General features: G+C 55.7%; 13 protein-coding genes and 1 pseudogene. 10 read left to right on the top strand and 4 right to left on the bottom strand.

The genetic code is table 11. From position 1 onward, the window contains the following. Window positions 1–94: 94 nt before the first annotated feature. On the top strand, window positions 95–901 hold the full coding sequence (gene nadE / locus G5B47_RS17805) for an ammonia-dependent NAD(+) synthetase (protein ID WP_165100822.1): 807 nt from the start codon (window positions 95–97) through the stop codon (window positions 899–901). Between the two features lie 90 nt (window positions 902–991). On the opposite strand, the gene G5B47_RS17800 is transcribed toward nadE, so the two are convergent. Further along, window positions 992–1,816 carry an alpha/beta hydrolase family protein gene (locus G5B47_RS17800; RefSeq protein WP_165100820.1) on the bottom strand — a complete coding sequence of 275 codons (825 nt, stop codon included), beginning with the start codon at window positions 1,814–1,816 and terminating at the stop codon, window positions 992–994. Between the two features lie 183 nt (window positions 1,817–1,999). On the opposite strand from G5B47_RS17800, the gene acpS reads away from it, so the two are divergent. Together acpS and mutY are read left to right on the top strand one after the other, a co-directional pair. Next, window positions 2,000–2,401: a holo-ACP synthase gene (gene acpS, locus G5B47_RS17795; protein ID WP_165100818.1), complete on the top strand. Its 402-nt coding sequence runs from the start codon at window positions 2,000–2,002 to the stop codon at window positions 2,399–2,401. A gap of 45 nt (window positions 2,402–2,446) precedes the next feature. Next, window positions 2,447–3,727 (top strand): A/G-specific adenine glycosylase, encoded by a 1,281-nt coding sequence (mutY, locus tag G5B47_RS17790; RefSeq protein ID WP_165100816.1) that lies wholly within the window; start codon window positions 2,447–2,449, stop codon window positions 3,725–3,727. 116 nt (window positions 3,728–3,843) lie between these two features. Here the strand turns inward: mutY and G5B47_RS17785 are convergent, their stop codons facing one another. Continuing rightward, entirely contained in the window at window positions 3,844–4,452 is a 609-nt protein-coding gene (locus G5B47_RS17785; protein ID WP_165100814.1) for a superoxide dismutase, read from the bottom strand. 419 nt (window positions 4,453–4,871) lie between these two features. Between G5B47_RS17785 and G5B47_RS17780 the strand changes: the two genes are divergently transcribed. From G5B47_RS17780 to folE, 5 genes and pseudogenes are all read left to right on the top strand, one after another. After that, entirely contained in the window at window positions 4,872–5,294 is a 423-nt protein-coding gene (locus tag G5B47_RS17780) for a GNAT family N-acetyltransferase (RefSeq protein ID WP_165100812.1), read from the top strand. A 185-nt stretch (window positions 5,295–5,479) separates the two neighbouring features. Then, the gene (gene lepB, locus G5B47_RS17775) at window positions 5,480–6,097 is read left to right on the top strand and encodes a signal peptidase I (protein WP_165100810.1); all 618 of its coding nucleotides are present in this window, start codon (window positions 5,480–5,482) and stop codon (window positions 6,095–6,097) included. A gap of 48 nt (window positions 6,098–6,145) precedes the next feature. Next, window positions 6,146–7,229, top strand: a pseudogene (queG, locus tag G5B47_RS17770) (tRNA epoxyqueuosine(34) reductase QueG); the annotation flags it as partial. A 211-nt stretch (window positions 7,230–7,440) separates the two neighbouring features. Continuing rightward, a complete protein-coding gene (locus G5B47_RS17765; protein ID WP_165100807.1) occupies window positions 7,441–7,692 on the top strand; it encodes a YneF family protein in 252 nt (83 codons plus the stop codon). Window positions 7,693–7,743: 51 nt separating this feature from the next. Then, window positions 7,744–8,337 carry a GTP cyclohydrolase I FolE gene (folE, locus tag G5B47_RS17760; RefSeq protein WP_025333085.1) on the top strand — a complete coding sequence of 198 codons (594 nt, stop codon included), beginning with the start codon at window positions 7,744–7,746 and terminating at the stop codon, window positions 8,335–8,337. A gap of 147 nt (window positions 8,338–8,484) precedes the next feature. Here the strand turns inward: folE and G5B47_RS17755 are convergent, their stop codons facing one another. Further along, window positions 8,485–9,639 carry a Fe-Mn family superoxide dismutase gene (locus tag G5B47_RS17755; RefSeq protein ID WP_165100805.1) on the bottom strand — a complete coding sequence of 385 codons (1,155 nt, stop codon included), beginning with the start codon at window positions 9,637–9,639 and terminating at the stop codon, window positions 8,485–8,487. Between the two features lie 77 nt (window positions 9,640–9,716). Next, complete coding sequence (locus G5B47_RS17750; protein WP_165100802.1) at window positions 9,717–10,742, bottom strand: alpha/beta hydrolase; 1,026 nt, start codon at window positions 10,740–10,742, stop codon at window positions 9,717–9,719. A 407-nt stretch (window positions 10,743–11,149) separates the two neighbouring features. On the opposite strand from G5B47_RS17750, the gene G5B47_RS17745 reads away from it, so the two are divergent. Further along, window positions 11,150–11,896, top strand: coding sequence for an IclR family transcriptional regulator (locus tag G5B47_RS17745; protein WP_328804575.1), 747 nt, complete (start codon window positions 11,150–11,152; stop codon window positions 11,894–11,896). A 205-nt stretch (window positions 11,897–12,101) separates the two neighbouring features. Next, window positions 12,102–12,393, top strand: a 292-nt coding sequence (locus G5B47_RS17740; RefSeq protein WP_165100799.1) for a hypothetical protein, incomplete at its 3' end; no start/stop codon positions are given.

Genomic DNA, 12,393 nt, shown 5'->3' with positions numbered 1-12,393 from the left:
AGCTTTGCCTGCCTTTTCATCCCGCGGCGCCGGTTTTTCCGGTGCCGCGGGATTATTTTTGGATTTCAGCATGATGAAACGGAGTTGAGCTGCTGTGAGCCTGCAGGAAGATATCATTGCCGCACTCGGTGTAAAGCCGGCGATTGATGCGGAGGCGGAAGTAAGGAAGAGAGTCGATTTTCTGAAAGCGTATATTGTGGAATCGGGAGCCAAAGGACTGCTGATCGCGATAAGCGGGGGCGTGGACAGCGCGGTGGCCGCAGGTCTGTGCAAACGCGCGACGGACGAGCTGAGTGCTGAACGGGGCAGGGATTATTTGACGCTCGGAGTGTTCCAGCCTTACGGGGAGCAGGAGGATATTGGAGACAGCTACGCGGTGGCCCAAACGTTGGGGCTTATAACGGTGGAGACGAATATCGAGGATACCGTTGACGAGATTGCGCTTGAAACGGAATATGCGCTGAAGGCAATGGGGCAGTACCGCCATTTGACGCACAAAGGAAAAGGCAACATCAAAGCGAGAACGCGGATGGTAATCCAGTATGCGCTCTCTTTTGAGAATAACCTGCTCGTGGTTGGTACAGACCACGCATCCGAGGCGATTACCGGCTTTTACACCAAATGGGGCGACGGAGCCGTGGATATAGCGCCGCTCCGTTCCCTGAACAAACGCCAGGTGCGCCAGCTGGCCTCTTATCTCGGCGTGCCCGCCGAAATCATCGGCAAGGAACCGACTGCCGGATTGTGGCCCGGGCAGACGGATGAAGCCGAGCTTGGCGTTACGTATGAGGAGAACAGCGATTACCTGGAGGGAAAGCCGGTAAGGCCCGAAGCGGCGGAGCTGCTGGAGAAATTCTATCGCGAAACGGCGCATAAGCGGGGCGCCATCCCCGGCATCTAATGTGAACAATATGCCGGGTTAACCGCACCGCAGCGGCAGTTCAGCGTTCGGATTGGCAGGCCGCCGCAGAGCGGTATTCCTACAGAGGCTTCAGGATTGCAGTACCCGGTCAATAAAGGCCTCGGTCGCGAACAGTGCCTGCTCCAATTGCGGGGTAGGCCCGGTGAACGGATGGACCGTTCCGAAGGTATGATCTCCTTCCGGAATTTGAATCCAGTCGATATCTGGTCTGACGGCGATCAGCTTCTCGGACCCCTGCCGCAGACGGGCGACGTCCTTGCTTCCCTGAATGAGCGCAACCGGGAATGCCGCCGTCCGCATCCGTTCAATAATATTGTAGCGCTCTTTCTGATGCTCCAAATCCTCCAGAATGACGGCGTCCAGAGGCATTTGCTGGCCGGTCCGCCCGTTCAGGACATAAGCGCGGCCTTTTTCACGCATGTCCCGTTTCTGTTCTTCCGTGAACAGATCCAGATCGGTAACGCCGTTCCAGGAGATGACACCGGCGGTATCGCCCGGATGGTCCAGTGCGTACAGCAGGCAGTCGCCTCCGCCCCGGCTGTGTCCCAGGAGGAAGAGCGGAAGCCCGCCAAGCTTCGGATGCTGGCTGAGATAGGAGAGCAGCACTTCCAGATCTTTGAGCTCACGATGATAGGTATTGCGCGCGAATTTATCGAGCTCGGTGAAATTCTGGAGATCCTCGCCGATTCCGCCATGGGAGAAATTGAAGGTGACGACCTCGTGCTTCCCGCTCAGCGATTCCGCGGCATAAGGGAACATTCCCCAATCCTTGAAGCCTTTATAACCGTGAGCGATTACAATCAGACTGGCTGCCGCTCCCCGGGAAGGGAAACGCGTACAGCGCAGAACGGCGTCATCACCTGCGGGTATTTTAAAATTGATGCTTCGACTCATCAGAAAATGTCCCCTCTCGTAAGCGAATGGCTGGTCCATTCAGGTGCCGAAGGCACCGCTATGGCGGCATGGACTTCGGCTCGTTTTTCTTTTAAGATAGCAGAAAGCCTGCCTCAACACTATACTATTATACCATTCCCCATATGAATTTACGGAAAAAGAAGATTTGAGGAGCGTGTACCCTTGATCTATGGAATCGGGCACGATGTGCTGGAAATCGAACGAATTGCCGTTCTGCTGAAGGGGCGGCTCGGCGGCAGGTTCGCGCGCCGCATTCTGACCGGGGGCGAGCTTTGCCTCGCCGGAAGCCGGGGCGGCCTTACGGCCGAATTCGCCGCCGGGCGGTTTGCCGCCAAGGAAGCCGTCGCCAAGGCGCTCGGGAGCGGCATCGGCGCCGCGGTCGGATTTGCGGATATCGAAATCCTCCCCGGGGAGAGCGGCAGACCGGAGGCTGTCCTTTCGGAAGAAGCCTGGACGCGGCTGAATCTGCCGGGAGGATATCCGTACGCCATCCATCTTACGATTACGCATACCCGCGGTCTGGCGTCGGCCTTCGCCGTCGTTGAGCAGCGGGCGAAAGATTAACGGCGCAGTGTTTTGCCAAAGAATTTGACATCAAGGAGCGTGAGCATGGCACTGGAGGAACGGCAGGACATGGAGCGGCGGCAGGATATGGAATTCTTCAGCCGCCATTTGCTTGAGTGGTACCACGAGCAGAAGCGGGACTTGCCGTGGCGGCGCTCCCGCGATCCGTATCATATCTGGGTATCGGAAATTATGCTGCAGCAGACCCGGGTGGATACGGTCATCCCGTATTTCAACCGTTTTATCGGACGTTTCCCGACGATCGAGTCTTTGGCCGAAGCGTCCGAGGAAGAGGTGCTGAAATGCTGGGAAGGGCTCGGTTATTACTCCAGAGCCCGCAATCTGCAGCATGCCGCAAGGCAGGTGAAGGAGACTTACGGAGGGAAGGTGCCGGACGACCGGGATGCAGTGTTTGGCCTTAAAGGGGTAGGGCCCTACACGGCCGGTGCGATTCTCAGCATCGCCTTTAACCGGCCGGAGCCGGCAGTGGACGGGAATGTGATGCGGGTGCTCTCCCGCTTCTTTCTGCTCGAAGACGATATTGCCAAGGCCAAGACCCGTGTGAAAATGGAAGGCTTGGCGCAGGCACTTATTCCGTCCGGCGAGGCGTCCCACTTCAATCAGGCTCTGATGGAGCACGGAGCGCTTGTCTGCACCCCGAAATCGCCGCGCTGCCTCGTCTGCCCGGTGATGGAGCGCTGCGCCGGGCGGCTTGCGGGCCGCGAGACGGAGCTGCCCGTCAAGACCAAGGCCAAGCCGCCGCGCCCGGAAACGCGGCTGGCGGCCCTGGTGGAGGGCCGCGGCGAGCGCGCGGGCCGGGTGCTTGTGCGGCAGCGGCCGTCCAGCGGGCTTCTGGCCCGCATGTGGGAGCTGCCGCACTGGCCGGCGCCGGAGGCTCCCGGCGCCGGAGCTGCGCGGCCGGGGGACGCGGCCGCGATGGACCGGCTGCGCCGGTCCCTGGGCGAGGCCGGGATCTCCGCCCGGCCGGAGGAGCATTTTATGGCTGCCGAGCACACGTTCAGCCATATCCATTGGACCCTGCAGGTGTACCGCTGCAGGGAGGAGACGCTTCCGCTGCCGGTGGCTGCGGAAGCGCGCGGGCCGTACGCCGCGCAGCGTACGGCCGAAGGGGCGACGGCGCTATCTCCGGGCGCGTCCGTTGAGGAGCCCGAGCTGTTCGCCGACGAAGCCGGGCATGACGGGGAGCGGGCGGAAATGCGCTGGATCGGGCGCGAAGACATGGCGAAATACGCTTTTCCGAACGTCTTCCTTAAGCTGCTGAACGCTTATTTCGATCAAAGAGACGGCGCGGATTCGGCTGAATAAGAGAACTAAGCAAATGCAAAAAGGGATTGCCCGCGGGCAATCCCTTTTTAAATGTTAACTGCGCAAGGGCAACTTGCTGCTGCCGTCACACGAACTGCGGCTAAGCCGCAGCCGGTTTACTTCGCGCTTTCGTAGAGTTTGCCGACGGCATCCCAGTTCACAACGTTCCAGAACGCTTTGATGTAGTCGGGGCGTTTGTTTTGGTATTTCAGGTAGTAGGCGTGCTCCCATACGTCCAGTCCGAGCAGCGGAGTCGCGCCTTCCATAATAGGGCTGTCCTGGTTAGGCGTGCTCGTAACAGCCAGTTTGCCGTCCTTGATCGAGAGCCAGGCCCAGCCGCTGCCGAAGCGGGTCGTTGCCGCAGCAGCGAAGTCTTCCTTGAATTTCTCAAAGCCGCCCAGTTCGCTGTCGATGGCTTCAGCCAGTGCGCCTGTCGGTGCGCCGCCGCCGTTTGGTCCGATTGTTTCCCAGAACAAGGAGTGGTTGGCATGCCCGCCGCCGTTGTTGCGAACTGCAGTGCGGATTGCTTCCGGTACCGCGTCCAGATTGGAAATGAGCTCTTCAAGACCTTTTCCTTGCAGTTCGGGTGCCTTTTCCAGTGCGGCATTGAGGTTGGTCACGTACGTATTGTGGTGTCTGTCGTGGTGAATCTCCATCGTCGTTGCGTCGATGTGCGGTTCGAGTGCGTCATTTGGATATGGAAGTGCCGGTAATTCAAAAGCCATGGAAAAATCCCTCCTGATTTCAAATGGAATTTGTATACATCATATTAAACCGTATCTGAATCGAGAATGCAACACTAAACAAACAAAAATGTTTATAAAGTGAAATGCCCTGCATCCGCCGACTCATGCCCGCCATAATTTGTGTAAACTCGGTGTTAACTCTGTTAATATTTCCTGATATAAGAAACTTATACCCTAAATATTTCCTAAATGATGAACAATTTGCATATAGCGCGATGTATACGCTTTATATCAAGCGCTTTCACTAGAAAAGTAATGATATCGCCCGAATTATGTGTTTTAATAGAGACAAAAGCAGGTATTCCTCGTTAATTGATGCTTTTTTCGCCCTCCGGATTATAAAGGGAACTCCTTCTTTTTGTAAAATCCAAAGCCAAAGAAAAGGGAGACTGTAAAGAATGCACGTTCGTTCCTTTCAATTAAGCGACGTAAGTCCAGTGACTGAACTGTTGCAAGCCGCTTTATCCGAAGAATGTTACGAGAACACCATGGAACCCTTCTCCAGACAGCTTTCTTGGGATTCGGATCTCATTGTTGTTGCGGAAGAAGAAGGGGAGATTGTCGGAGCGCTTATTGGCACGATTGAGAAAAATTATGGTTGTTATTTCCGTATTGCCATCCATCCCGATTATCGCCGCAGAGGAATCGGCAGAGGTCTTGTATCGGCTATGGAGAGCAGATTTCAAGCGCGCAAGGTCAACGGTATTTACGTTGTCGGCGATGAGCATAATGCGGCCGCCCTCCCGCTGTACGAAGCGATGGGTTATGGCGAGAACCATATCTTTAAATCGGTGCGTAAGCTGAGCATCGTTGGACAATAAAGAGTAGGCCAATCTGCATTACGAAAGCGGAAACATTAACCAGACTACACCAGCATCATATGGAGCCGGAAGTTGGCTCCTTTCCTTACTTGGCATATCATCCTGAACGTTGCAAACGTGCGGGAGATATGCTTTTCTATTGTTAGGAGTTAGGAGTCATTCATATACCGGATCAGGGGTGGATTATGGAGCGGAAATTGGAAGAGGGAGGCTTGCCTTACCGCAAACGAAGCGACCGGACTTCCAGACTGAAGAAATACCGTTCCCTCCGGAGAAGAAAATGGATCGCGGAATTCAAAGACTGGTTGATTATGGCGGTTGTCGTATTCTCGGTCATATCGCTGCTGAATCTGTTCGTGTTCAATATCTCCATGGTTAAAGGCCATTCAATGCAGCCGACACTGTATGAAGGCGAACGGCTGTTTATCAATAAAATAACGCTTGCGTTTAGGGACCCAAGGCGCGGCGATATTGTCGTGCTGCATGATCCGAGCAACGGGCCGGACCGGAAGGAGTATCTGGTCAAGCGGGTCGTCGGCATCCCCGGCGATATTGTGGAAGTACGGGAGCACAAGCTGTACGTCAACGGCAAGCCGGCCGCCGAGCCGTATGTGGATACGGCTATCGAGGATGCGGATTTCTCGCCGGTTCCCGTCGGCAGGGGATTTTATTTCGTTATGGGCGACAATCGCCATGCCGGCGCCAGCAAGGACAGCCGTTTTTTCGGGGCCGTTCCCTTGAAGATGATCGTTGGCAGAGCCGCCTTTATCTGGTGGCCGCTTTCGAAAGCAAATACATTATAATGGAGTCTTGGCAATACCAATAGCAAAGGAGGCGGAAGGTTGAACAACATGAAATCTGCATCTTATTCGCCCCCGTCCTCAAGGTGGGAAGAATTAAAGAAGGAAATCAAGGAGGCGGCGCCGTCGCTGGGCATTGACGAAATTGGATTTGCGACGGCGGAGCCGTTTCTTTTTTTGAAGGATCTGCTGCAGGAGCACCGGGACAAGGGCTATGATTCGGGCTTTGAGGAGCCGGATCTGGACAAGCGGACAATTCCGGTGCTGCCGGAAGGGCCGCCGAAGTCCATTATCGCCATTGCGGTGGCCTATCCGTCCAAAATGGACAATCCCCCAAAATCCGAGCCCGGTGAGCGCAGGGGCATTCTGGCGAGATCGGCCTGGGGCCGCGACTATCATCTCGTGCTGCGCGAGGCGCTGGAGCGTCTGGAAGCCTTTATCCGGCAGCGGGTGCCGGACGCGTTGCTGGAGAGCATGGTGGATACCGGCGTTCTGGTCGACCGGGCAGTCGCTCAGCGTGCGGGAATCGGCTTCAGCGGCAAAAACTGCTCGATCATTTCTCCGAAATGGGGCTCGTGGATTTATTTGGGTGAAATGGTCACTGACATCCCATTCCCGCCTGATACGCCTGTGACGGAAGGCTGCGGCACCTGCACCAAATGCATTGACGCCTGTCCGACGGGCGCGCTGGTGGGACCCGGAGAGCTGAACGCTCAGGCCTGTGTCTCATATCTGACGCAGACGAAAGGCTTTCTGGACGAAACGTATATGTCCAAGATCGGCAACCGTCTCTACGGCTGCGATACGTGCCAAATCGTCTGCCCTCACAACCGGGGGAAGAACTGGGACCACCATCCCGAGCTTCTGCCCGATCCCGAGCAGGCGAAGCCGCTGCTTCTGCCGATTCTTGACCTCAGCAACCGGGAGTTCAAGGAGAAGTTCGGAAGCAGCGCCGCTGCCTGGAGGGGCAAAAAGCCGATCCAGCGCAACGCGGTCATTGCACTCGGCAACTTCAAGGATGCTTCCGCCGTGCCGAAGCTGACGGAAGTGCTGCTCCGGGACCCGCGTCCGGAGCTGCGCGGCGCGGCCGCATGGTCGCTTGGCGTGATAGGCGGCGAAGCGGCGCTTGCGGCCGTGGAGCGTGCGCTTGAGAACGAACGGGATGACGAGGTCGTCCGGCGCCTGAACCGGTCCCGGGGCAAGCTGGCAGGGCATGCGGAGGCTTGAAAATAAAGAGCTCGGACAGGAGCGGATATTCCAATTGCTGTCCAGTTCCCGAAATGCTATGATAGATTCGCGCGCGATAAATTAGGCGTGCCATAATACAACTCAGAGGTGGGTTTTTAATGGATATTGCTCTTCCGATTATTACACTGGTCGTGGGGCTGATCGGCGGCTTCTTCATTGGTGTATATTATCTGCGCAAGCAAATGACCAGCATGCAGAACGATCCGGAAATGCTGCAAAAGGTTGCCAAGCAGATGGGATATAATTTGAACAGTAAGCAAATGCAGCGCGCCCAGCAAATGATGAAGAATCAGAACATGGGGGGACGCGGTCCTGCCGGTGGCAAAGGGCAAAAAAGAAAGAGCAAGTAACCGGCCCGCTTCTCAGGTTGTTAGCGGGACGGCATGAATGGAGGAAGTTTCATGGGCGGCATCAAGGATTATGTGAACGAAACCGTATCGGCTAACCGTGAGAAGATAGAATACCATGTTCAGAAAATATTGGAGCTGATCGGGGAGGATACCGGACGGGAAGGGCTGCTGGAGACTCCGGCGCGGGTAACGCGGATGTACGAGGAGATTTTCGGCGGCTATTCCATCGATCCGAAAGAGGCGCTTGGCGTTACCTTTGACGAGTCTCATGAAGAGCTCGTCATCGTCAAGGACATTGTCTATTACAGCCAGTGCGAACACCATATGGCGCCTTTCTTCGGCAAGGTGCATATCGGGTACATTCCGAGCGGACGCATCGCCGGACTCAGCAAGCTGGCGCGGCTTACGGAAGCCGTGACGCGCCGCCTGCAGGTGCAGGAGCGCATCACCTCGCAAATCGCCGATATCATGACCGAAGTGCTTCATCCGCATGGCGTCATGGTCGTCGTCGAAGGCGAGCATCTATGCATGTGCGCCCGGGGCGTCAAGAAGCCGGGCAGCAAGACGGTCACCTCGGCTGTCAGAGGGACTTTCCGTAAGAACCCTGCAGCCCGGGCGGAATTTTTGTCGTTAATTAAAGAATAACGGACGTATGCAGCGAACCGGCCCCCTGTTGATTTCAGGGGGCCGGTTTATTTTTTAGGGATGGAGTATTTCTTTATAAGTAACGGGGTCCCCGCAAAGTATTTGGAATGATCTTCGAAGTTAAGGCTTCACTTTGTGGGGTGGTTTTTAGTATGGCTTCCAGGCGAGCTTGCTTGCCGCGGTATATCTTTCGGATACATAAGGCCAGTTTACAACTTTCCACCAGTCCTGAATATAATCGCTGCGCTTGTTCTGATGCTTCAGGTAGTAGGCATGCTCCCAGACATCGAGGGCGAGCAGCGGGATGACGTCCCATTGGGACAAGTTCTGGTGCTTCTCCGCCGTCAGGATCTCCAGTCTGCGGCTGCGCGGGCTCCAGACGAGAATGGCCCAACCTCCGCCCTCTACCTTGTCGGCGGCTTCGCTGAACTGCTTCTTGAAGGCGTTAAAGCTTCCGAAGTCCCGCTCAATGGCCGCAAGCAAAGCTCCGGTTGGGCGGCCTCCGCCCTGCGGAGACATTTCGTCCCAGAATATCGTATGCAGATAATGGCCGGCGCCGTGAAAGGCGAGTTCCCGCTCCCAATGCTTGACCAGTTCGAAATCTCCGCTCTTTCGGGCGTCAGCCAGCTTTTTCTCCGCCTTGTTCAGGCCGTCCACATAGCTCTTATGATGGATGTCGTGATGAATCCGCATCGTCTTCTCGTCGATGTACGGTTCAAGGGCGTTGTAAGGATACGGCAGAGGGGGGAGCTTATGCCCTCCGATCGGCACGGAAGGCAGGTCGCGGTGGGCGGAAGCAAGCTCCGGGTCCTGCGCAGCCGTGCCGACGGCAGATAGCCCTAGCGACGCATCGGCCTCATAATCCCGCAAGGCTCCGAAATGGTTGACGGGATGACCCAGCCCGCCAAGAACGCCGAGAAAATATTCCGTCTCGCGGATAACATGAGGCAGAAAGGCCTCCGCCGCCTCTGCCCTCAGGTCCGGGTTCTGCTCTTTCAAGGCTTGCAGCTGACGGATAAATTCCCGGGATTGTTCGACGGATACCGCCGCCAGTCTATTAATCTCGGCGGAATCCACGCTCCCGGCCGCCGCAGGCGAAAGCGCCGCCTCCAGCAGGCTCCGGGCGCTATGCTCCGTAGCGCCGAAGACGGCGTTCCATTCATCCAGCAGCTTGACGTAAGGCTCCTCCAGTTCGGGAACGGCGAGCTTGATCAGTGCTGCGTTCTCCTTCTCCTGATTTTTCCAGAATGCAATTTCATTCAATACGTGCACCGCCGTCGGTGGCCCATATACATACTGCATGACGTACAGCCCTCCCGTAATATGTCTTTTCCCTATAGAGTATGAAGGATGAGGGTTGTACTATGTGAGACTTAGCTCTACTGCTGCTTCTCCCTCTGGGCTTTGGCCGACGGGACATTGCTCAAGAAGGCGGACACCCGGCGCAGATATTCGCGTGGATGCTCGCGGAACAGCAGCTCGTGATGGCTGTCTTTGACGATCCAGGAATCGGAATACCGATTGGTCTGATTGGCGGCCAGCGCTTCGGCGATTGGATAAGGCGCTTTTTCATCCGACGTTCCATGCATGAACAAAGTCGGGAAAGGATAATCCTCCGCCTTCACCTTGCCGTATGGAATCTGATTCAGTCCGGTCCCGTTCAGCACAGGGAAGAGCAGCTCCATAATTTCAAGCGAAGGATGGCGCGGAAGGTCGATATTTTGCCGGATGTTGTGATACAGCGTATCGGGCTCCAGCAGGAAGGTGCTGTCCAGAATCATCGCGTCCACATCCTTGGTAACGAGCCCTGCCTGCAAGGCGGTGCCTGCGCCCATGGAGAATCCCCATACGACGATCTCCTTCGCTCCGCGCTGCTTCGCGAGCTGGATGGCGCCGAGCAGCTCGCGGGATTCTTTTTTGCCGCCTGTTGCCACATCTTTATTGCTTTGGGAAGCGAAGCCGTAGTCGAACATAATGACATTGAAATTCAGACGGTGCGCAAAATGGGCGAGATCGTACATCGGAACCCACGATTCCTCGCGGTTGGCGCCATAGCCGTGGCTGAATACGATCGTCTTGGCCGATTTGTCGGCGGGAATGTACCAGCCCTGAATGTTGCGGCTGCCGTCGCTTGCCGGAAAGGTTACGTCCTCATATTTCAGTCCCTTGGCCAGCATCGGATTGGAGAACACCGGAGCGACCGTCGGATTGGACAGCACCCAGGTAATATAAGCGTGCAGCGAGATGAAACAGAATGTTAAAAAAAAGAAAACGGACAACAGCAGCGCCACAATCACATGCTTTATGCGAATCATCCGCAGGGACAGCTGCGGCTGTTGATCGGACGGACGGTCCAGCGGCCTTGGGGAGACCGGCGTGCCGGCGCGAGATGTTGCAAGATCCATAAGGTCCCCTCCTAAAAGTTTTGCGAGTGCAAAAGCTACAGTTATTCTTCAGCAAAACTCGCTTCAGAAGCATAGGCTAAGTTTTGCGAGTGCAGACAGCTGTGAATTCTTCAGCAAAACTCGCTTCAGAAGCATAGGCTAAGTTTTGCGAGTGCAGACAGCTGTGAATTTTTCAGCAAAACTCGCTCCGAAAATAGTGGATTCGTTTGCACTCCTAGGTTTAATCGTAGGGTTCTGTTAATGCAAAGTCAATGAATGTGCCCCATTTGTAATGCAACTGTAAACTGAGTCGCAGGACCTGCCTCGAGATGAAGATACTGGACTTTTCACAGACTTTTGCTAAGATAGAAATGACTATAAATATTGTAACCGTGTTTCATTTGATGAAACACGAAGGGGAGATATCCGTGGACGACGACCGTAAGCTAACGGTGCGCGCCGTGGAGCGTGCGCTTGATATTCTGCTGTGTTTTACAAGAGACAGCGATCTGAGCCTGACCGAAATTGCCGCGAGCATCGGCCTGCACAAAAGCACGGTGCACCGGCTGCTCACGACGCTTGAGGACCGAGGCTTCATTACCCGCAATCCGGCGACGGAAAAATACCGGCTCGGCATCCGGGTCTGGGAGCTCTCGACCCATCTGCCGGTTTCGGAGAACCCGGGAACGCTGCTGCTGCCGGCGATGGAACGCCTGCGTGACCGGCTTGGGGAGACGGTCAGCTTATATTTGCGGGACGGCTTTGAGCGGGTGCGCATCCAGGCGGTGCAGAGCAATCAGGCGATCCGGCGCGTGGCGCAGATCGGCGCAAGGCTGCCGCTGACCGTGGGGGCATCCAGCAAGGTGCTGGCCGCCTACGCTCCGCCGGAAGTCCAACAGGAGCTGCTTGAAGGCGAGGACTGGCCCCCGGCTATTGACCGCAAGCGTTATGCGGATCAATTGAAAGAAGTGCTGCTTGCCGGCTATGCGACCAGCTTTGAGGAACGCGAGCCGGGAGCGGCCGCCGTGGCCGTACCCGTTATCGGGCGGAGCGGCGAAATCGCCGCCGCCTTGTCGCTGTCCGGGCCGGTCAACAGGCTTGCCCGCGAGACGCTGGTCGAATATGCAGGCGTGCTGAAGGAAGCGGCGGCGGAAATGGGGCTTATGGTGCCCTGACTCATCTAATATAAAAACCGGTGGCAGTAATGGACGTGAACGCGGGGTCCTGAACTGCCGCCGGTTTTTTTTAATCCGGACATGCGCTCGGCAGTTATATTTTCATAGATGAGCAGTGCGATATAGTACATTTGCGGCATGGGAATTATACATAAATTGGAATACAATGATTGAATTGCATATGGATTATGATAGGGAGGTTATGATGAAAAGGTTAGCTTATTGGTGCTCCATCGTTTTAGTGACGGTTCTATTTTCTAACTACGCATACGCCGACGAGAGCTTGCCCCCAAGCCTTGGTTCCACGGATATCCTTTCAGCCGATGATCATGCGGCCGTTCTGGTTGACCGTACAGCGGGGAAAGTGCTATTAGCCGATTTACAAGCAAATAAATTTACGAGTCTTTCAGACGATGCTTCTCCCGTGCTTGACGTGGAGGTGGTTAAACAGCCTGAGAAGATTGTGCTGCTGAAGAAAACAAACCGGAATACGATCT

The organism is Paenibacillus apii (assembly GCF_011043685.1).
GTDB lineage: Bacteria > Bacillota > Bacilli > Paenibacillales > Paenibacillaceae > Paenibacillus_AQ > Paenibacillus_AQ sabinae.
Note: the sequence above shows the minus strand (reverse complement) of the source record. Positions and strands in the feature narration are given on the sequence as shown.